At 40.1% G+C, this 22350-nt stretch carries 18 protein-coding genes; 10 read left to right on the forward strand and 8 right to left on the reverse strand.

The genetic code is table 11. The annotated features are described in order from the left end of the window. The first annotated feature begins 2 nt into the window (after window positions 1-2). From pgsB to NST16_RS00100, 5 genes are all read left to right on the forward strand, one after another. Window positions 3-1184 carry a poly-gamma-glutamate synthase PgsB gene (gene pgsB / locus NST16_RS00080; protein ID WP_010332117.1) on the forward strand — a complete coding sequence of 394 codons (1182 nt, stop codon included), beginning with the start codon at window positions 3-5 and terminating at the stop codon, window positions 1182-1184. 14 nt (window positions 1185-1198) lie between these two features. After that, window positions 1199-1648: a poly-gamma-glutamate biosynthesis protein PgsC gene (gene pgsC / locus NST16_RS00085; protein WP_010332116.1), complete on the forward strand. Its 450-nt coding sequence runs from the start codon at window positions 1199-1201 to the stop codon at window positions 1646-1648. Between the two features lie 18 nt (window positions 1649-1666). Continuing rightward, on the forward strand, window positions 1667-2809 hold the full coding sequence (pgsA, locus tag NST16_RS00090) for a capsular polyglutamate synthetase PgsA (protein WP_168748903.1): 1143 nt from the start codon (window positions 1667-1669) through the stop codon (window positions 2807-2809). A 14-nt stretch (window positions 2810-2823) separates the two neighbouring features. Then, a complete protein-coding gene (edmS, locus tag NST16_RS00095; protein ID WP_010332114.1) occupies window positions 2824-2991 on the forward strand; it encodes an extrachromosomal elements maintenance protein EdmS in 168 nt (55 codons plus the stop codon). A 155-nt stretch (window positions 2992-3146) separates the two neighbouring features. Then, the gene (locus NST16_RS00100) at window positions 3147-4388 is read left to right on the forward strand and encodes a C40 family peptidase (protein ID WP_268471638.1); all 1242 of its coding nucleotides are present in this window, start codon (window positions 3147-3149) and stop codon (window positions 4386-4388) included. 31 nt (window positions 4389-4419) lie between these two features. Here NST16_RS00100 and NST16_RS00105 read toward each other — a convergent pair whose 3' ends face one another. Continuing rightward, window positions 4420-5280, reverse strand: a complete 861-nt coding sequence (locus NST16_RS00105) for a Cof-type HAD-IIB family hydrolase (RefSeq protein ID WP_340883356.1) — start codon at window positions 5278-5280, stop codon at window positions 4420-4422. 157 nt (window positions 5281-5437) lie between these two features. Beyond that, entirely contained in the window at window positions 5438-6424 is a 987-nt protein-coding gene (locus NST16_RS00110; RefSeq protein WP_339178499.1) for an LCP family protein, read from the reverse strand. Window positions 6425-6748: 324 nt separating this feature from the next. On the opposite strand from NST16_RS00110, the gene NST16_RS00115 reads away from it, so the two are divergent. Then, window positions 6749-8128: a sugar porter family MFS transporter gene (locus NST16_RS00115; protein ID WP_256203214.1), complete on the forward strand. Its 1380-nt coding sequence runs from the start codon at window positions 6749-6751 to the stop codon at window positions 8126-8128. Between the two features lie 36 nt (window positions 8129-8164). Here the strand turns inward: NST16_RS00115 and NST16_RS00120 are convergent, their stop codons facing one another. The 3 genes from NST16_RS00120 to NST16_RS00130 are packed head-to-tail and all read right to left on the reverse strand — an operon-like array spanning window position 8165 to window position 11849. Then, entirely contained in the window at window positions 8165-9289 is a 1125-nt protein-coding gene (locus NST16_RS00120) for a Ger(x)C family spore germination protein (protein WP_268448214.1), read from the reverse strand. Further along, on the reverse strand, window positions 9286-10392 hold the full coding sequence (locus NST16_RS00125) for a spore germination protein (RefSeq protein ID WP_268448215.1): 1107 nt from the start codon (window positions 10390-10392) through the stop codon (window positions 9286-9288). The genes NST16_RS00120 and NST16_RS00125 overlap by 4 nt, the downstream gene beginning before the upstream one ends. Before the next feature lie 5 nt (window positions 10393-10397). Then, a complete protein-coding gene (locus tag NST16_RS00130; protein ID WP_010332107.1) occupies window positions 10398-11849 on the reverse strand; it encodes a spore germination protein in 1452 nt (483 codons plus the stop codon). Window positions 11850-12114: 265 nt separating this feature from the next. Between NST16_RS00130 and manA the strand changes: the two genes are divergently transcribed. Continuing rightward, window positions 12115-13065, forward strand: coding sequence for a mannose-6-phosphate isomerase, class I (gene manA / locus NST16_RS00135; RefSeq protein ID WP_326329944.1), 951 nt, complete (start codon window positions 12115-12117; stop codon window positions 13063-13065). A gap of 131 nt (window positions 13066-13196) precedes the next feature. Then, on the forward strand, window positions 13197-15839 hold the full coding sequence (locus tag NST16_RS00140) for an N-acetylglucosaminidase (protein WP_340883365.1): 2643 nt from the start codon (window positions 13197-13199) through the stop codon (window positions 15837-15839). Between the two features lie 105 nt (window positions 15840-15944). On the opposite strand, the gene NST16_RS00145 is transcribed toward NST16_RS00140, so the two are convergent. From NST16_RS00145 to NST16_RS00155, 3 genes are all read right to left on the reverse strand, one after another. Beyond that, window positions 15945-17267 carry a phage baseplate protein gene (locus NST16_RS00145; RefSeq protein WP_340883367.1) on the reverse strand — a complete coding sequence of 441 codons (1323 nt, stop codon included), beginning with the start codon at window positions 17265-17267 and terminating at the stop codon, window positions 15945-15947. Window positions 17268-17393: 126 nt separating this feature from the next. Then, window positions 17394-18536, reverse strand: a complete 1143-nt coding sequence (locus NST16_RS00150) for a CDP-glycerol glycerophosphotransferase family protein (protein WP_340883369.1) — start codon at window positions 18534-18536, stop codon at window positions 17394-17396. 31 nt (window positions 18537-18567) lie between these two features. Beyond that, a complete protein-coding gene (locus NST16_RS00155; protein WP_340883371.1) occupies window positions 18568-19338 on the reverse strand; it encodes a WecB/TagA/CpsF family glycosyltransferase in 771 nt (256 codons plus the stop codon). A gap of 414 nt (window positions 19339-19752) precedes the next feature. Here NST16_RS00155 and tagD point away from each other — a divergent pair, with 414 nt between their 5' ends. Next, a complete protein-coding gene (tagD, locus tag NST16_RS00160) occupies window positions 19753-20142 on the forward strand; it encodes a glycerol-3-phosphate cytidylyltransferase (protein ID WP_010332101.1) in 390 nt (129 codons plus the stop codon). 157 nt (window positions 20143-20299) lie between these two features. Continuing rightward, complete coding sequence (locus NST16_RS00165; RefSeq protein WP_340883374.1) at window positions 20300-22327, forward strand: alpha-glucosyltransferase N-terminal domain-containing protein; 2028 nt, start codon at window positions 20300-20302, stop codon at window positions 22325-22327. Window positions 22328-22350 lie beyond the last annotated feature (23 nt).

Genomic DNA, 22350 nt, shown 5'->3' on the forward strand with positions numbered 1-22350 from the left:
CAATGTGGTTACTCATTATAGCCTGTGCTGTCATACTGGTCATCGGAATATTAGAAAAACGGCGACATCAGAAAAACATTGATGCCCTCCCTGTTCGAGTGAATATTAACGGCATCCGAGGAAAGTCCACTGTGACAAGGCTGACAACCGGAATATTAATAGAAGCCGGTTACAAAACTGTCGGAAAAACGACAGGAACGGACGCAAGAATGATCTATTGGGATACACCGGAGGAAAAGCCAATTAAACGGAAACCCCAAGGACCCAATATCGGCGAACAAAAAGAAGTCATGAGAGAAACGGTAGATAGAGGAGCCAACGCCCTCGTCAGTGAATGTATGGCCGTTAATCCGGACTATCAAATTATCTTTCAGGAAGAACTTCTTCAAGCCAATATCGGCGTCATCGTAAACGTGCTGGAAGATCATATGGATGTTATGGGGCCAACACTTGATGAAATTGCAGAAGCGTTTACGGCTACTATTCCTTATAATGGCCATCTTGTCATTACAGATAGTGAATATACCGAGTTCTTTAAACAAAAAGCCAAAGAGCGTAACACAAAAGTCATCATTGCTGATAACTCGAAAATTACTGATGAATATCTTCGTAAATTTGAATATATGGTATTCCCTGATAATGCTTCTCTCGCACTGGGTGTGGCTCAAGCACTCGGCATTGATGAAGAAACAGCGTTTAAAGGAATGCTGAATGCGCCGCCAGATCCGGGAGCAATGAGAATTCTTCCGCTGATCAGTCCGAGCGAGCCTGGGCACTTTGTTAATGGGTTTGCCGCAAACGACGCTTCTTCTACTTTGAATATATGGAAACGTGTAAAAGAAATCGGTTACCCGACCGATGATCCGATCATCATTATGAACTGCCGCGCAGACCGTGTGGATCGGACACAGCAATTCGCAAATGACGTATTGCCTTATATTGAAGCAAGTGAACTGATCTTAATCGGTGAAACAACAGAACCAATTGTAAAAGCATATGAAGAAGGTAAAATTCCTGCAGACAAACTGCATGATTTAGAGTACAAATCAACGGAAGAAATTATGGAACTGTTAAAGAAAAGAATGCACAACCGTGTCATATATGGCGTCGGCAACATTCATGGTGCCGCAGAGCCATTAATTGAAAAAATCCACGAATACAAGGTTAAGCAGCTCGTAAGCTAGGAGGAAATGCAGACATGTTCGGATCAGATTTATACATTGCACTAATTTTAGGTGTACTACTCAGTTTAATTTTTGCGGAAAAAACAGGGATTGTGCCGGCAGGGCTTGTTGTACCGGGATATTTAGGACTTGTGTTTAATCAGCCGGTCTTCATCTTACTCGTATTGTTAGTCAGCTTGCTCACCTATGTCATTGTGAAATTCGGTTTATCCAAGTTTATGATTTTGTATGGACGCAGAAAATTCGCTGCCATGCTGATTACAGGGATCGTCCTGAAAATTGCCTTTGATTTTCTATACCCGATTGTGCCATTTGAAATCGCAGAATTTCGAGGAATCGGCATTATCGTACCGGGTTTAATTGCCAATACCATTCAAAAACAAGGATTAACGATTACGTTCGGAAGCACGCTGCTATTGAGCGGAGCGACCTTTGCTATCATGTTTGTTTACTACTTAATTTAATGTAAGGTGTGTCAAACGATGAAAAAAGAACTGAGCTTTCATGAAAAGCTACTGAAGCTGACAAAACAGCAAAAAAAGAAAACCAATAAGCACGTATTTATCGCGATTCCGATCGTTTTTGTCCTCATGTTTGCTTTTATGTGGGCAGGCAAAGCAGAGACGCCAAAGGTTAAAACCTATTCAGATGACGTTCTTTCAGCCTCATTTGTAGGCGATATTATGATGGGGCGCTATGTTGAAAGAGTAACGGAACAAAAAGGGGTAAGCAGTATTTTCCAATACGTTGAGCCTATCTTTAAAGCATCAGACTACGTAGCCGGAAACTTTGAGAACCCGGTAACCTATAAAAAGAACTATAAGCAAGCAGAAAAAGAAATTCATCTGCAGACAAACAAGGAATCAGTAAAAGTCCTGAAGGATATGAACTTCACGGTCCTTAACAGCGCGAATAACCACGCCATGGATTACGGCGCACAGGGTATGAAAGATACACTTGAAGAATTTTCAAAACATAACCTCGATATCGTTGGGGCTGGATACAGCTTGAGCGATGCGAAAAAGAATATCTCATACCAAGAAGTAAATGGGGTAACAATCGCAACCCTTGGATTCACGGATGTATCCGGCAAAGGTTTTGCGGCTAAAAAGAATACACCGGGCGTACTTCCCGCAGATCCGGAAATCTTTATCCCAATGATTTCAGAAGCGAAAAAACATGCGGATGTCGTAGTTGTACAGTCACACTGGGGTCAAGAGTATGATAATGATCCGAATGACCGCCAGCGCCAATTGGCAAGAGCTATGTCTGATGCAGGTGCTGATATTATCGTCGGCCATCACCCACACGTCCTTGAACCGATCGAAGTCTATAACGGCACCGTCATTTTCTACAGTCTGGGGAACTTTGTGTTTGACCAAGGCTGGACAAGAACTAGAGACAGTGCGCTGGTGCAGTATCATTTAAAGAAAAATGGAACGGGACACTTTGAGGTAACGCCGATTGATATCCATGAAGCGACACCAGCCCCTGTTAAAAAAGGCAGTCTGAAACAGAAAACAATTATTCGCGAACTGACGAAAGATTCTAATTTCGCATGGGAAGTAGAAGACGGAAAACTGACTTTTGATGTCGATCACAGTGACAAACTAAATTCTAAATAATGGAGTGATATAAGATGAAATTTGTCAAAGCCATCTGGCCGTTTGTTGCCGTTGCAGTCGTGTTTATGTTTATGTCAGCTTTCAAATTCAACGATCAGCTGACTGATCAGGAAAAGCAGAAGATCGATACGGAAATTCATAAAATTCAACAGCAGGAAGAAACGGCAAACGCCGCTAAATAACACACAAAAAAGAGAATGTCTTTCGAGACATTCTCTTTTTTTATTTGCCATTTCGAAAGCCAGCATATTCATTCTGTGAAAATATGAAAAAGTCTCTTAACATATCTAGAAAAATACCGATGTTAAAACTGCAAATAGAGGAGGAGATAGTAAAAGTGAACACACTGGCAAACTGGAAGAAGTTTTTGCTTGTGGCCGTTATGATTTGTTTTTTGGTTCCTATTATGACAAAAGCGGATATTGCGGAGGCTGATACAAAATTTGATCTGGTCATCAGTGAAGCAAAGAAATGGCTTGGGTATAAGTATAAATACGGCGGTGAAACACCGAAAGAAGGCTTCGATTCGTCTGGATTGATTCAATATGTTTTCGGTCAGGCTGATATTCATCTGCCGAGATCGGTGAACGACCAGTCAAAAGTCGGGACAGCAGTAAAACCGGCAGATCTAAAGCCAGGTGATATTTTATTTTTCAAAAAAGCGGGAAGCAGCGGGACTGCACCGACACACGCCGCTCTTTACATTGGAGACGGGCAAATGATTCACAGCACGCTATCAAAAGGTGTTATTGTCACAAATTACGAAAAAAGCAGCTATTGGAGCGGCTCTTACATTGGGGCGAAACGAATTGCTGCCGATCCGGCAACTGCTGATGTCTCTGTTGTGCAGGAGGCCGAAAAATACCTCGGCATTCCGTACGTCTTTGGCGGAAGCACACCGTCAGAGGGCTTTGATTGCTCAGGGCTTGTGCAATATGTCTTTAAACAGGCGCTTGGCATATATCTGCCGAGATCAGCAGAGCAGCAGTGGGCAGTGGGCGAGAAGGTGGCGCCACAGAACATAAAGCCCGGCGATGTCGTCTATTTCAGCAACACGTACAAAAAAGGAATCTCACATGCCGGGATTTATGCTGGCGGAGGAAGATTTATTCAGGCGAGCAGGTCAGAAAAAGTAACCATTTCCTACTTATCAGAGGATTATTGGAAATCTAAGATGACAGGCATCCGCCGCTTTAACAACCTGACGATTCCGAAAGAAAATCCGATTGTGTCGAAGGCGACGCTTTATATCGGGGAAGTTCCTTACAAAAAGGGCGGGGTTTCTCCGGAAACAGGATTTGATACTGCTGGCTTTGTCCAATATGTTTACCAGAAAGCGGCGGGCATTTCACTGCCCCGATACGCGACTGGCCAATATAAAGCGGGAACAAAGGTTGATAAGGCTGATCTGAAACCTGGCGACATTGTCTTTTTCCAATCAACAAGCTTAAACCCGGCCATCTATATCGGAAATGGGCAAGTCGTTCATGTCACATTCACAAATGGTGTAACCATTACGAATATGAATACGAGCACGTATTGGAAAGATAAATACGCGGGAGGTATTCGGGTGCAATAAAAAAAGACTCCAGAGAAACTGGAGTCTTTTTTTATGCATATTGGCCGGATAGAAGCTGGTCTATAAAATAGGCCACGCCATTTTCATCATTGCTTTTCGTCACGTAAGTGCTTTTTTCTTTCAGTTCATCAATCGCATTTTCCATGGCGATTCGGTGTCCTGCCACTTCGAACATGGATAAATCATTCGGGCTGTCACCAATCGCATAGATATCTTGCGTCTCAATTCCGTATTTGCCGGCAAGCTCAGTCAACGCGCGCCCTTTGCCGGAAGAGGCTGGGAGAATTTCGATAATGTGCTTTCCGGAAGAGGTTTGCGCCAGTTTTTTATGATGCTTCAGTTCTTCCTTCGCATGTCTCAGTTTTTCCATATCAAAAGAGAAGCAAAGGAGCTTGTAAATGTTTTCGCTGCCGTCAAAAATTGATTCGATATGCGGGATTGGTTTGATGCCAAACTGCTTGAACTGAGTCATGGCCCCTTGCCACAATTCATTTGTGTTTTCGTTTGGGTTTGCGCTCTTTAAAATATCAAGCTCTGCTTGAAGCTTAGATTCGCCGTCAAAAGGAGAAAGCAGATGGTCGTCAGTATATACTTCAAAGTAAATATTTTTTGAGAGCAGGTAATCAGCGATCGCTTTGCCGGCCTCTTGATCCATTAATGTCCGGCTGATCAGGCGGTAGCCTTTGTCATGAACCGTTCCGCCATTTGCCGCGATGATAGGGATATCCAAGTCTTCCAGCAGCGCTTTAACATCAAACGTTGCTCTCCCTGTGCAAATGGTAACGAGGATGCCTGCATCAAGCGCCCGCTTGATAGCCGCTCTGTTTTCCTCAGAAATAATGCTTTCTTTATTCAGCAATGTACCGTCTAAATCAATGGCTATTAATTTCATATGTAGGGGAAACCTCCTTAAAAATGAAACTGCTTCGTGTAGTATGTTCAGCTTTCATACGAAACATAAATCGTATAGGTCAAGGCTAAACCTTACGATCCTATTTTTCAACAATAAGAACAAAAAAAACGGAATGGTAAAGACCATTCCGTTAAAATCAATTACTTATGTCATTCTTTAATTCGTTTTTTATTTCTTCCAACTTTTCATTATCAAGTTTTAAATAATAAAGTTTTTTCCGCTCACGAGAGCTATAGAGATAAATATCAGAACCAGTAAGCTGTTCAGTATCAACTGTTTTTAAAGAGGTTATAAAAGGAAATAAACCGATTGCATCATTTAAAGATAAATTCATCTTAAGGTTTTTCCCTAAACTATCAACAATATCATCATATGCTGGAATAGAGCTTAATGATTTAGATTTTTTTATTATAGCATCTAAGACTTCCATCTGTCTTTGTCCTCGTTGGAAATCTGTATCAGCTTTACGTGTCCTTACATATGCAAGCGCTTCTTCACCATTTAGAGTTTGAACGCCAGGTTTTAAGACGACTTTTCCTTTTGTATCTTTTTTAATTTGATTAGCGATTTTTTCGCTCTTCACATCTATACTGACTCCATGTAATTCATCAACGACGTCTTTAAAGGCATCAAAATTACCTTCTATAACATAGTCGACTGGTATATCTAGAAGGTTTTCAATGGTTTTTGCTGAGAGTTTTACCCCTCCATATGCGTGTGCATGTGTAAATTTATCATAACCATAACCGGGAATGTTGACATAAGAATCCCTGGGAATACTTAACATTGTTGCTGTTTTATTTTTTCGATTAAAAGTAACTAAGACATTAGCATCACTTCGAGCATCATCAACCGTCTCACCTTTTGCAACTCTTGAATCAATACCTAAGAGTAATACAGTAAATGAGTCTTTCTTTGGGTCAAATTCTTTGATGCGTTTAACTGATTGACCATTATCATTTAAATCAATATGTGCATGTTTTGTTGCATTGTTTAACTTTACATAAGCGTAGGTACCAATAGAACCAGCTGCAATTATTAAAATAACAATAAAACCAATTAATAATTTAACCCATTTTCTCAGACGTCTCTTTTTCTTCTTGTGCTGTGATCGTTCTTCCATATCCATACCTCACGTTTCATTAATAGTTGAAGCGTACCATTCATTTTGCCATACGGCAACTCCTGATAAGACAATATTCGATAAAAATTCCTATATTTATATGTTTTTGTTTTTTAAGATGAATGATAATGTGCTGAATCACCTTATATTGGACGCCGCTGGGGAAAAAAATGTTTCGGTAAAGTTGAAAAAAACGCCAGTAAATTAATGGATATGTGATGTTTGTACGTCTGCATAGGTTTACTTGTCAGAAAAATAGGCTAATAGATTTCTAAAAAACTCCGTGGACAGTACCATTGGATCACTGATAGGAGAAAGGGAGTCATTTCTATGAAGAAGCAGTCAAATATATGGCTTTATTTTTTCGGCGCTCTTGGTGGCGCTTTATACGGCTATGATACCGGCGTCATTTCGGGAGCCATTTTATTTATGAAAAAGGATTTAGGCCTCAATGCCTTTACAGAGGGACTTGTTGTCAGCTCCTTATTAATCGGAGCGATACTCGGTTCCGGAGCGGCTGGCAAGTTGACGGACCGCTTTGGCAGAAGAAAAGCGATTATGGCTGCCGCGCTGCTGTTCTGTATAGGCGGCTTGGGTGTTGCGCTTGCACCAAATACAGGAGTGATGGTGCTGTTTAGAATCCTTCTGGGACTGGCAGTCGGAACATCGACAACGATCGTGCCGCTGTATTTGTCTGAACTTGCGCCAAAAGAGAAACGGGGTGCGTTATCGTCCCTCAACCAGCTGATGATTACGGTCGGCATCCTGCTTTCCTATATCGTCAATTACATATTTGCCGATGCGGAAGCGTGGCGCTGGATGCTTGGACTTGCTGCCGTGCCATCATTGCTATTGCTGATTGGTATTTTGTTTATGCCGGAGAGCCCGCGCTGGCTGTTTACGAATGGCGAAGAGAATAAAGCGAAAAAGGTTCTCGAAAAATTGCGTGGCACAAAGGATATTGATCAGGAAATTCATGATATTCAAGAAGCGGAAAAAGAGGACGAAGGCGGTCTGAAGGAGCTGTTCGATCCATGGGTGCGTCCCGCTCTGATTGCTGGTCTGGGACTGGCGTTTCTGCAGCAATTTATCGGAACAAATACAATCATTTATTATGCGCCGAAGACCTTTACAAACGTTGGGTTCGGAAACTCCGCCTCTATTTTAGGAACGGTCGGAATCGGAACAGTGAATGTTCTGATGACTCTTCTCGCCATTAAAATCATTGATAAAGTCGGCAGAAAACCGCTGCTGTTATTCGGGAATGCCGGCATGGTGATCAGCTTGATCATCCTGGCTATGGTGAATCTCTTTTTCGATAACACCCCGGCCGCATCTTGGACGACAGTCATTTGCTTAGGCGTGTTTATCGTTGTATTTGCCGTCAGCTGGGGCCCGGTTGTCTGGGTGATGCTTCCTGAATTGTTCCCGCTCCATGTCAGAGGAATTGGTACCGGTGTATCGACTTTGATGCTGCACGTTGGGACACTGATTGTTTCACTCACCTATCCAATATTAATGGAAGCGATCGGCATTAGTTATTTATTCCTGATTTATGCCGCGATCGGTATCATGGCGTTCTTATTTGTCCGGTTTAAAGTGACAGAGACGAAGGGAAAAAGCCTTGAAGAAATTGAGCAAGATTTAAGGGACAAAAACGGACAGGGAGGATCTGCCGGAAAACAGCAGACTGTCGGAACATAAAAAAGGGTGCGCGAGCATGCGCACCCTTTTGATTTCTCACTGTCCTACTGTGCCGAAGTTAACGATTTTGAAAGAAATATCGTATTTAAAATCAGCATCAGAAAATATGTCATCCCAATGTCCTTTTACTTTATGCCAGTATTCAGGGTGTTGAATCCGGATGTAGTCCGATAAAAAGATCGGATCGCTTTTATACTCATGCTGCAGTTTATCCATAACCTTCTTTATATCGCGTTCAAGCTTTTTCTCAAAAATGTTCTCAATCCTGTGCAAATAGCTTTTACGAAAGGAATTTTCATTCGGATTTTGATCTTCTGTCAGAATACCCTTTGTTTTGACAGAGATCTGAAAGACAGGCTTTCCGTTTTCAATCACCGGTTTGATTTTAGATTTTGACTTTTTAATCTCAAATGTAATCGGATGCCCTTTATCTGTCGTCGGCATGACGCCTCCTTGGATCGTCCCTAAGACCCATGTCAGTGTCTGGATTTCATCAGCTGAAAGAAACCCAACGAGTTTATTACTGCCGCTTTTGATAATGCCTGCCCCGTCATACTTTGCTTTTCCCTTTTGGTTATTAACGGCTTGAATGAGAAAACTGTAGCCATTTTGGCAATAGATTGAGGCTCTCCCAATGCGAAGCGGCAACATAATCTTCCCGTTATAACCGCTGTTATTGGTCAGATCTATCAGCTTTTCGGAAGGCATCGGCATCTGCTGCTTCGGACTTCCTTTCGTAAAAACATCTCCGGCTTTCCCTTTGGCAGCCATCAAATAGCTGCTGCGCCGCAGCTCATCATCCCGGATGAAATGGTTGAAGACCTGATCAATGTTTTGATTCCTCATTAGCTTTTCTCCCAAAAGAATGACTTTTAAATGATCGCTATAGATAGGAGGGTCCTTGATGGATACATCACTGACTGCTTCTAAAATGGTTTTCCCGTAGGACGTCACATTGACAAATTCGGGTTTTCCGGCTGCTTGGCTGTCTTCACTTTGGGGAAGAAGGTTTTGATACGTTAACTGATACTGATGGTCATCGGTCTCATCGATGGCAAGTCCTCTGGCAAAAGACAGTTTTTCAATATCTTTGACATCCCAGCATCCGCAAAGCATCTGCAGCATCAGAACCATTGCTGCAAGCTTCATCGTTGTCTTCATTGCAGCTGATCCCTCCCCAGTTTTTTCTGTACCCAGCTTAAAAACCAGATAAGAAATGGTATTGCAATGACACCTAGAAATACATAACCGAGAAGTGTACCGTAATAAAACACGGCATTCAGATCTTCAGGAAACATTGATAGAAAAAAGGTAACAGCCAACAATGCAGTAAGCAGCCATGGATTGTTTTTATTTTTTAAGTGAAAGATATCTGTTAATCCGATATGCGCCCCTTTAAAGGAGCCAAGCATACATGCAAATTGCTGGGCTGTCCAAGTTAACTGTAAAAACAGGTCAAACCGTTCAATAAAAATCCCTGGGATTTCTAATGCATGGATGAGTGAAATGGTCGGCCACGTCACTGTTTTTGCCTCAGCTACACTCATACAGCCAATGACCATAAACAAAGTAATGCTATAGAAAACAGTCGAGGTTGCAATGCCTAAAGCGACAGCTTTTTTTACCTGCTTGGGATCTTTCATAAAGGGAATGAGATAAAAAATGACTTCAAATCCTGAAAAATATAAAAGAGTTTTAGGAAATAAAGAGAAAAAACTTTGATAGCCGCCTTCAAATACAGGTCGGATAAAATCCAGTTGAAATAACCGAGAGCTAAACATCAGAAGCATAAGGAAAATAATAATAGTGATAGGAAAGATATACGCATATACCTTCGCAATGGGGTAAACGCCCCCAGCCACATGATAGATGGCAACCGCCAGAAAAATAAACACGACAACTGCCATCGGTGTGTTTTTTAAAAGAAAAAATCCGACAACCTCACCCAAAACTCGCGCTTGAAAGCATACGATACCGATAAAATAAATGGAAATAAATACATTCAAAAAGAAACCGATGAATTTTCCGGTTGCAATACTGTTTAGCTCAAAAATCGTTTTCTCCTTGTTTCGTTGAAGAAAAGGCAAAAAAAGCAGTGCAAAAATAATAAAGATAACGCCCTGTAGCAGGATCATGATCCATCCGATTGGACTGTCCGTTTCAGCTGCTGAGCGGGGAAGGGTTAAGACGCCGGCACCGATCATTGTACTGCTTACCATAATAAGCGTCTGCATAAATGTAAGCTTGTCCTCTGATTGCATCATAGCTATCACCTTTGTCTGATTTTATCTTTTGTGTCTTTGCGGGTCGGCCTTCTTTTTAAAAATAGGGTAGGGACGCGAATCACAGTGTCCTTTAAATCTTGTCCGGGCTGTGCCATTATCGGAATAATATAATCCTGGCCAAAGCTTTTCAAACGCATTAAATGGCCGATCACTAACAGAAAGACCATGATGACGCCATACATGCCCAATACTGCCGCGCTTAACATTGCCGCGATACGAATAATCCGCAACGGGAAGTTAAAGGCGTATGACGGAACGGTAAAGGATGCCAATGCGGTAATTGATACAACAATGACCATTAATGCGCTGACGATTTGGCCTTGTACGGCTACTTGTCCGATAACAACCCCTCCAACAAACCCAATCGTCTGTCCGATCGGCTTTGGCAGCCTTAAACCGGCTTCTCTGATCAGTTCTATCGTAAATATCATATTAAAGGCTTCGACAAAAGGCGGGAAAGGTACATTCAGCCTGCTGCCTGCAATCGAAATGGCCATTCTCGTTGGCAAAAGCCCGGTATGGTAGGTAACGAGAGAAATATATAAGCCAGGCAAATAAATGGTAATCAGAATGCTCGTATAGCGAATCAAACGAATAAGAGACATTGGAATCCAGCGCTGGTTGTAATCATCCGGTGAATGAATAAATTCATCAACCGTTGCCGGTACAATCAATGCAAATGGCGTACCATCTACTAAAATCGAAACCCTTCCTTCTAACAACGAGCTTTCTACACGATCAGGACGTTCTGTGCTTAATATTGTGGGAAAGACGGAAAAAGGTTCATCCTCAATGAGCTGTTCAAGTGAGCCTGATTCGGGCAAATCATCTGTCATGATGGACTTTAGCCGTTTAAACACTTCTTTTACGACATAATCAGGAGCAATATCCTTAATATAAGCGACAGCTACCTTTTTTTTCGTCCTTTTGCCTATTGTCATTTCTTTTATGACGAGATTAGGGTCACTCGTCCGCTCCCGCAAAAGCGCCGTGTTTATTCGCAGCTTTTCAATAAAGCCAATCTTTGGCCCGCGTTCCAAGACTTCAGATGTAGGCTCTTCAAGGTTGCGCGACTTTAATGTTTTTGTGTCAAATGCCAGCCCCGCGCTGTAACCATCAGCCAGCAGAATGGTATGTCCGGAAAAAACGAGCTGCTGAATTTCGTTTATTGAAGAAACAACGCTGTGATGATAGCCGAAAAAGAAAGCGGATAAATCCTCAATTAAGCCATCTTTTTGAGCTAACGATTCTTTTTGTAAAGGAGAAATGACGTATTGCGCCAGAAGCTTATTTTCTGTCAAACCGTCAATATACAGCAGGCAAGCCTTCTGTCTGCTGTCTCCGAAAGAAAACGTATAAAACATAATATCGTCGTTTTGCCCCAATTTTTTTTTCAATGTTTCTACATTACGCTGGAGATCAGAGTCGATTTGCATAGTTTCTCCCCTTTATAAAACATATTGACGGTTCTTCTTAATTTGTATCAAAAAAGGAGAATTATTCTTCATAAGGAAAAGGCTGAAACAAACCTTCTTTTCAAAGTGATATAATAAAAAGGAAGCGTTTTCTCAAAAGGGGTCATGGATACATCATGCTTTGTACATATGTTGTCATTGAAAAGCAGACAGACATACGGGCGTTTGTAAGGGCCACGCATCGGGAAAATAATGATCAGCCATTTAAAGGGGAGGGGTACGGATCATGACGCAATCACCGATTTTTTTCAAGCCAGTGTTTAAAGAAAAGATCTGGGGCGGCACCGCTTTACGCGATGCATTCGGGTATGACATTCCATCAGAAACAACAGGGGAGTGCTGGGCCATTTCCGCTCATCCAAAAGGACCGAGCACTGTTGCGAATGGCCCGTATAAAGGAAAGACATTGACCGAGCTTTGGGATGAGCACCGGGAATTGTTCGGAGGCGTGGAGGGAGACCGGTTCCCGTTACTGACGAAGCTGCTGGACGTAAAAGAAGATATGTCGATCAAAGTCCATCCCGATGATTATTATGCTGGAGAGAATGAACAGGGGGAGCTCGGCAAGACGGAGTGCTGGTATATTATTGACTGCAAAGAAAACGCAGAAATCATTTACGGACATACGGCCCGCTCAAAAACTGAGCTTGTCACAATGATTAACAGCGGCGACTGGGAAGGGCTGCTGCGAAGAATCAAGATTAAGCCAGGTGATTTCTATTATGTGCCGAGCGGTACGATACACGCTTTATGTAAAGGGACACTTGTGTTAGAGACCCAGCAAAATTCAGATGCCACATATCGGGTCTACGACTATGACCGTCTCGAAACAAGCGGCAAGCCAAGGGAGCTTCATTTTGCAAAAGCCATTAACGCGGCGACCGTTCCCCATGTGGACGGATATATAGACGAATCAACCGAAACAAGAAAAGGAATAACAATTAAAACGTTTGTCCAAGGGGAATACTTTTCCGTCTATAAATGGGACATTAATGGGGAGGCTGAGCTTTCGCAGGATGAGAGCTTCTTGATATGCAGTGTAATAGAAGGAAGCGGTTCGCTTACCTATGGAAAAGAAACATGCCCGCTTCAAAAGGGCAATCATTTTATTTTGCCTTACAATATGTCCGACTTCACAATTAAAGGCGCATGCACACTGATTGTGTCTCACATGTAAACTTAATCTCACTTTGAGATTAAGTTTTTTTATTTTTCAAAAATGGAATGGATTGACCTATAAATAGAGCATACGTGTGCCGATAAATAAACTAGTTTTATATACTCATTGAATAAGAAAGAGGAGAAGGAATGAAAAAGAGATTAATTGCACCGATGCTTCTGTCCGCCGCGTCCCTTGCCTTTTTTACCATAACCGGCTCAGCACAGGCTGCAGCGTATACGGACTACTCGATTTATAAGGTGGAGCCGGCAAAAACATTCAGTACAGAAACCCAAGCCTCTCAGGCTGCCGCCAAACTCGAAAAAGACACAGGTTGGGATGCATCCTATCAGGCTTCAGGCACAACAGCAACTTACCAGATTACCGCTACAGGCATACATAGCGAAGCAGAAGCTAAAACTTTGCTGAGCGGACTGACAAAGCAGACAGCCATTACAGGCACATCCAGTCCAGTCGGCAGCAAACAGCCGTATATGACCATCACGTCCGGCGCAATATCAAGTGAAAAACAGGCAAACACCCTGCTGGCCAAGCTTAAGCAGGAAACAGGTGTCACCGGCGCTGTGAAGATGTCCGGCACAGCCCAGTTTTACATGAACGTGGTTACCTCGGAAATAGCGGATGAGAAAAAGGTCAAGGAGCTTATCCAAGGCCTGTCAAAGAAAACGGGGATAAAAAGCACGTACCAGCCTGTCACACATGAAGTATCTGTGACAAGCATTCAATCTGGCGCTATGATCGGAGACAGCAAGGCTGCGCAAGTTAAAAATGCATTCCAAAAAGAATCGGGACTGAAGGCATCGTTAAAAGAAACAGTGAAAGGCCAAGCCTATTACACGTTTACAACAGCCCCTATATCAGGCGAAGCAAATGCCAAGACTTTGTTACAGCAGCTGAAACAAAGCACCGGAATTACGGGAAGCTACAAGTCAATCAATCAAAAAACAACAGCGGACGTATACAATGTCCAATCGGCTTATTTCAAAGGGCTGAATACAGTGAAGGACGCCGTCAGCCAGATCAAGAAAAACACTGGGGTGTCCGCATATTATCAAAAGGTTGGCAAAAGCACATCATATACTGTAAACATGAAGAATTTGACGAAGCAGCAGCTTCAAAAGGTCAATGCATTCTTCAAAAAGAAAAAATGGCATTACACATCATCTGCCGTGAAAAAAACGACAACGTCATCTGCCTATCAAATTACAACTGCACAGATTTTAGGTGAGCAGCAGGCCAACAAAGCTGCGGCCTTCTTTACACAGAAAAAAGTAAAGGCAACGAAAAAAGCGACTGGAAAAACAACCGAAAACCAATATCAGCTCATTTCTGAAGAAACAACAGACCAAGCAAAAGTTACAAAAGGTTTGAACGTTTTAAAGAAAAATAAGCTGAGTGCTACAGCAAAAACAGTAAAAAAACAAACTGCCAACACGTTTAAAATTACAACTGAATCTTTGCTGGATAAGGCAAAAGTCAATGAAGCCATAACGTTTTTTAAATCGAATCAGATTTCAGCCGCAAGCAAAAAAACGGGTCAAACAACAGGAAGTAAATATCAAATCACCACTGAGGCGATCATCAACAAAGAGGACATCGATCGTGTACTTGCTTTTCTCAAAAAAAATAACGCCTCTGGCACGGCCGCGAAAACAGGCGCGACAGCATATACACAATACAAAATCCTGACATCTCAGCTTAGCAGCAAAACAGCATTGAACAATGGACTGAACTATTTTAAAGCTCAACAGTTAAGCGCGAACTACACAACCAAAAGCAACACGCTTTATAAAATTAGCCTTAATGAGCAATTCACAGGCAATAGTGCAGCCTTAGCGGCATCAGCGAAGCTGAAGCAATTATATGGATGGACATCATCCACTGTAAAAATCAAAAACGGTCCGCAAATCATGAAAACGAATTATAATCTATCGCTTCGTGATATGGTTCAAAAACAAATGAAAGTCAGCCCGCAAACCGACGGTGCAGCTTACGTATCACTCACATATATCAATACTGCAACCTCAACGGTCACAGCTGATGTCCTCAACATCCGGTCAACACCGGCAGTCAGTCCGACGAACGTCATTGGCCAATTAAGAAAAGGTGATAAAGTGAGAATCATCGGCCAGACAAACGGCTGGGCTAAAATCAATATGGGGTGGAGAAACGCTAGCAGTGATGAAGTAGGACAATACGTTGACCCAAACAACTTTTCCATGGACAGCAAATACTACTTCCAATTTCTTAAGCTGTCACAGACAGCCGGCCTCAGCGTTGCCGAAGTCAATCAGAAAGTGCTTGCGGGCAAAGGCATCCTGACAGGGAAAGCAAAGGCATTTATCGATGCCGCAAATAAGTACAGCATCAACGAGCTATATTTAATCTCACACGCTCTCCTTGAAACAGGCAACGGAACGTCCGTACTGGCCAATGGTTTAACCTATAACGGAAAAACCGTTTATAACATGTACGGAATCGGCGCATACGATAGCAACCCGAACTACTACGGCGCCAAATACGCATACGAGCAAGGCTGGTTCACTCCAGAAGCCGCCATTATCGGGGGCGCCAAATTCATAGGCACATCCTACATTCATAACACAGCCTACAATCAAGATACGCTATACAAGATGAGATGGTCAGCCACAGCTGCGCACCAATATGCAACAGACATCGGCTGGGCATACAAACAAGTAAACCGCATGTACAGCCTGTATTCATTGCTGGATGGATACACGCTGTATTATGATGTTCCGGAGTATCAATAATAGCAACTGAAAAACTTATGATTCGTTATGCAATCTCTATTTGTTATCTTTTTACTTTTTAAAAAAATAGGCTGAAGCTCTGTATGCTTCAGCCTATTTTTAATTTCATACTTCAATCTTATCAGCAACAATCATAAATACGCTCATTCTTGAACCATTTGGAATGGCAGCATCATCAGGTCTGATTTTTGTGTTTCCTTTGATAAAACCTATCTCAAGAACATTTGATTTTTCACCGCCGGCAAAATACCAAGATCCCATGCGGATATCCTTCTGTTTTAAACGAAAATCTCCCTCTATTGATTGATGGAGTAAACTGATATAGCGGTCATTTAAACTAACTTGGAGGTTTCCCTCTGAGTTGATAGTTAAGTTTTTGACTAAATTTGATGTGTATGATGGTAAATAACCTGAAGCTGGAACCGCCCATTTTTTATTTTGGGCATTATATTCTAATATGAATGTTTGAATAAAAGGTTGGAATCTCTCTGGTGATTTCTCTTGATGACCGACAGTTTTTAATAAAGGAGTCCGAATGATAGGCACATGATTCATGAAATTTTCATATGAGTGGTACGCATAAATTCTGCTTATTCTATTGCCTTCTTTACCGCTGGTGATTCCTACCATCAGAGATTTTGCTCCAGTTTCGGGATTAGTGTACATGCAAATCCCTTCAGGTTCACGGAAATTATTTTCATATCGATAAGAAAGGTCACTGCCAACAGAAATTTCTTTCTGTAACAAAATCTTACCGGAAGTATCGAACACAGTAATGAGGTTGGGATACGTTTTGCTGTTAGTATCTCCTGTATACCAATATAAATAGCCGTCATCTAAAAAGAACCCTTGTAAGTAATGAAGTTCTTCAGGAATGTTTATCGTATATAGAGGGTTATTTTTATTTGCAATTGCATCATCCAGGTTAAAGACTGTAACCCATTGTTTATTTTTGAGTGTATCATATTGTCTGAGTGCCAGCTGTCTATTCTTCATATCAAGTGAAGGTGTAACTCTATGATTTAAAGGGAGATTAGAGAAGCGCTGAAGTTCCTTGGATTTTTCGTCTAAAGTAGCGCCAGCTTTATATGGAAAACAAACTAAATCACTTTTATCTGTTTCATTTGGTCTATCGTATAGTGACCAGATATAAACGGTGCCGTTTCGGTTTTCAATCCCGATATTTGAGCCGTGTCCTCCATGTTTCAATAGCATGCTGTCCAATTGCAATCCTTCAAAAGAAAGACGGGTTATCCGATAACTTTGAGGGCTACCGCCTCCCATCCCGGTTGCCACTTGTGTTGTATAAATTTGGTGGTTTTTTTCGTCGAAATTAAATGATTGAAGGACTGTTTTGTCAGCAACACGAAGTTCAGTAAATAATTTTGGAGTTATTTTTGTGAAATTAAACAGGTCTTTTTGGGCCATATGTTCATCACCTCTATCAATTTTTGCTGCCAGAAGCAACTATGTATATTAAAGCAAACATATGTTCTGTAGTCAAGAGAAAAAAGAACACTTGTTCTGCTTTTGAACAAGTGTTAAACAAATGTATTATATTTGATCTTTTATAAATTGTAATAGATTCTTACTGGAATTACCTCTAGAATACATATTCCACTTTGCTGAAAAATCTTTAATTGCGGGAATATTAAAGGAAGCTCTGAGGATTTCATGCATCAATGACTGACTGTCATAACAGGCTCTTCCCGGTATGACTGAAAGAAAATTATCAATCAACCCACGTTCTTCATTATATTTCTTAAGATCATATGTGTAGAAAAGAATCGGCTTATTTAAAATAGAATATTCAAATGGAACCGAAGAGTAGTCAGTGATTAATATGTCTGCCGTTATGAGTAAATCATACAGAGAGTAGTCTGAAACATTTTTAATATAATGACTAGAAGAGGTAAAGGCTATATTGTTTTGAACTGCGGGATGCAGTTTAACGAATAAAACATATTCTCCGTTTAACTCATGAATGAGTTGCTCTTCGGTTAAAGGCAATTGTATTGTATTCATATCATAATCCCTAAAAGTCGGTGCGTAGAGAATAATTTTCTTTTTGTTTTTTTGGAAATCAGCAGCCTTGTTTTTGCTATCAGTGTAATATGGATCAGTTAAAGGCACGCCTGTTCTTAATAATTGATGATCCTTTACCCCAAAAGATTTCTTAAAGATATCTGCCATTTCTTCAGAGCCAACGGTTATATAATCAAAAGACCTGTATACCTTTTTGAACCTTTTCAAATCAGTTTGTGTTCGTTGCAGGTTTGTTATATCCTCTAAACCAAATTTTTTTAAAGAGCCGTTTGCGTGCCAGACTTGGATACACTTCGTTTGAGGCCGTTTATTTAGCACACTTGTTAACAAGAAATAATTATCTGTAAGAACGACTTTACTGCTAAACATGAGATAAACGGCTCTAAAAAGATGAATAGGACTTTTTTCTTTTAAAGAATATGTTTGGATATGAGAAAATCTCTCAGCTATAGAGGATGCCTGCTGTGTATACAAAATGTTTAACGTAAATGGGTACTGTTTTCGTTCATATTCCTCCAATATCGCTTTTGCGTTTGCTTCAAACGAGATAAGAAGTGTTACAGTATTCCTAGGTTTAACCCATTGCAGAAAAAAGGCGATTGCTGATAACAAATACAAATAGCAATTCGCCAATAATGATCTTATTTTCATTTTTATCAATCCACTTGTTTATATATTTTCATTATAACTGTTTTGTATGATCTTTTTCAGGTTTCGGATAAAAAGGCTTTCCGGTTTTTTCTTCCTTTAACACAGCTAAAGCGTATTTTGGAATGCTGAGCATTCTTTTCCAGCGCCATGGATTTGTCACTAAACGATAAAACCATTCCAAATTCAAACGAATCATCCAGGAAGGAGCCCGTTTGACATTGCCACTAAACACATCAAAACTTCCGCCGAGTCCTATTGAAACAGCCTGAGGGAATAAATGTCTGTAGTTATGAATGAACTTTTCCTGGTGAGGGTATCCTAATGCTACGAATACCATATCTGGCTTTGCACTTGCAATTTGTTTTGCTACTTTGCTTCTATCTTGGACATATCCATCTGAATAGCCCGTGATTTGTATATTTGAATATTCAGCAGAAATTTTGGATACGACATTCTCTATAACATCTTTCTTCGCACCGTATAGAAATATACGTTTTTTCTTTTTGTTAGCAATGCCGAGCAACTCTTTAAACACGTCGAATCCTGCGATTCGGGATTGAAGTCTGCTGTTAGTCAATCGGGACATCATGACTACTCCAATGCCATCAGGCAAAATAAAGTTTGAAGAGGACAATACATTAAAGTAATCTCTATCTTTAATAGCCGCATATCCTATTTCAGGATTAACCGTAGAAATAAAAGCGCCGATTTCTTGATCAATATAATGTTGTTCAAGGTAATTCATAAAGGATGTAAGGTCGCTGTTTACATAAGGAATATGATGAATAGTTTCAGTTTGCATGTCCGGATCCTCCTTCCCTTAATAAATTTACTTATATAGTTAAAATCCGAAGAGATAAAAAAACAAAATAACCTACCGTATATTTTAACATAAAACCCGAACAAGGGCTTAACATTATCTTTACATTAAATTTAAATATGTTTCCATTTTTACAATTGGATGAACGGATGAACGATAATCCTTGCTAGCAAAGCAGTTTTAGTTTGTTTACATATTTTGGATCTTTTTTCTCTGCATGAGTACTTAACCTTTTGTGGGCTGTATGCTATAATTAGTGATCAGTGAAGACATACGAGAAATATGTCGATATAAGGAATGTAAACAAAAGTGTTGCAGGGTATTTAGAATTCAATCGCTAACGACGGTAGTGTTTTTAATAGTGTTCTTTAACATTAGGAAGGAGAGTTTCTCTAAATGAAGAAAGTCATCACTTACGGAACTTTTGATTTATTGCATTGGGGTCATATTAAATTGCTTGAGCGTGCAAAGCAACTTGGTGATTATTTGGTTGTTGCTATTTCAACGGATGAATTTAACTTACAAAAGCAAAAAAAGGCTTATCATAGCTACGAGCACCGTAAATTAATTTTAGAAACTATTCGGTATGTTGATGAAGTGATTCCTGAAAAAAGCTGGGAACAAAAAAAGCAGGATATTATTGATCATAATATAGATGTTTTTGTTATGGGGGATGACTGGGAAGGTAAATTCGACTTCCTTAAAGATCAGTGTGAGGTTATCTACCTTCCTCGAACTGAAGGCATCTCTACAACAAAGATTAAAGAGGAAATTGCTGGTATATAATTTGGGATCCTGATATCATTGGCTTAATATCTAAAAAAGTACTTCTTATTGAAATAAGAAGTACTTTTTGATGCTTACATTGATTTTTATACAAATGTATCCGGAAAAGATATCAATTCCAATGAACATACATTCTAGGAGCCGAAGGGAGTAAGAAATGTCTTTACATGCGGTGAGTGAATTTAATATAAAACAAAAAATACCTGACATGAATTATTATTTTATCTCTGGTGGCCTGCCGAGTAATTATGGCGGTCTGACAAAGTCACTGTTATTGCGTTCAAAATTATTTGGAGAAGAATGTAACAGAAAAACATTTTTTTTAACATTTCGCTTTGATCTTGAATTGGCTTCTAAAAAGCAGGAATTGTATAAAAACGGTAAGATCGATGAAGAATATACTAGTGTTATTAATTTATATGATGATTTTTTAAGTGTGAAAACAAATGTGAAAAGGTCCTATGATGAAAAATTAGGGCTTGAACAGATAAAAAAGCAAGTTGGTATGGGGAAATTCGCCAAAACTGTATCAAAGCTATTTGGCAAAAGAAACAGTGAAATTTCCGTAACTTATTTTGCTGACGGAAAGACAATCCGTTATGTTGATTATTGGAATGATAAAAGTCAGCTTTTAAAGCGAGAAGAATATACAAAAAACGGCGGTCTAGCACTTGTAACTCATTATGATGTGCAATTAAATAAGATGTTTTTGCAGGAATATATTAATGATAAAAATCAAGTTTATTTAGACAAGCACTATGTATGGAACAGTGAAGAGAAGGATATTCAATTCTCACATTTCACTTGGTATTCTTTAGAGGGCGAAAAAAAAGTTAAAGACGAATCGGAACTGCGTCAATTTTGGATAGATTATTTACAAAATGAAAACGATGTACCGAAGCTATTCCTAGTTGATAGCCGGCCTCAGGATAAACATGTTTTCAAAGTGAAGAAATCACCTTCTACCTATTATGGAGCTATTATTCATAATAAACATTATGGTGATAATAAATACCAAATCAAAGGCCGTTACAAAGAAGTATTCAGTCAAATGTATAATCTGGATGCTATCTTTTTTATAACGGAAGAACAAATAGACGATTTCAGATTAATCTCAGGAGATCAAGAGACGTTTTTCTTTACTCCGCATACAATCGATAAGCCGCTTAATCCTAATGTATTGAATGTGCCGAGTGAAAAATACAAAGCTGTCATTATTTCAAGACTCGCATCAATGAAGAATCTAACACATGCAGTAAAAGCTTTTGGCTTAGTAGTGAAAGAAATTCCCGAAGCTAAACTAGATATATTCGGATCTGGTGAAGATTTCGAAAAAATAAAAAAAGAGATTGAAGAGCATAAACTTCAGAATAACGTCTTTTTGAAAGGTTATACAAATAATCCGGATTTGGAGTTTCAGAAAGCGTGGCTTACGATATCAACCTCCCACTTTGAAGGATTCGGCCTCTCAAATATGGAGGCACTAAGCAATGGGTGTCCTGTTGTAACGTATGATTATGATTATGGAGCAAGGAGTCTTGTAAGTGACGGGGTTAATGGATATGTCATTGAGCAGTATAATATAGAAAAACTGGCTGAGGGCATCATCTCTTTAATGAGAGAAGAAAAAACTCATCAAAAATTCTCAGAACAAGCTTTTAAAATGGCTGAGAAATATTCTAGATCCAACTATATTGGAAATTGGGGTTATGCATTGACCCGAATGATTGAGGTTCGTGAAGAAAAAGCAATGCTCTCTAAAAAGATAGGGAAAAAAGAGCTGCAAATCAGTTCATATACTAAGGATCAGGATGAGGTTGAACTTGAACTTAAACTTGACCCTTACGTCCAGGAAGATTTAGTTAAACAAATAAGCTTAGTGGGCTTGGACAGAAAGAACAAGGCTGAGTTGATTAATATTCCCTTACTAAATGACAGTCATTTTAAAATTGACCTGAAAAAAGATATTAATATTGAAAAAATAGCAGCTAATAAAACTCAGGTCATTGATTTTTATATTCGTTTTATTGGGACTAATCATATAAAAATCATGCGCAGGGTCTCGAGTGAAGAAATAAAGTTTGACAGGAATCATGTTATGACGGATCTTGGTTATTGCATAGAACCCTATACAACAGTAAAAGGTAATTTCTCTTGGAAATTAACGGAGCTGAAAGAAGGTTAATACCTTAACGATGCAGTGCTGTT

Origin of the sequence: Bacillus sp. FSL K6-1005 (assembly GCF_038000225.1) — a bacterium.
GTDB classification, from domain to species: domain Bacteria; phylum Bacillota; class Bacilli; order Bacillales; family Bacillaceae; genus Bacillus; species Bacillus mojavensis.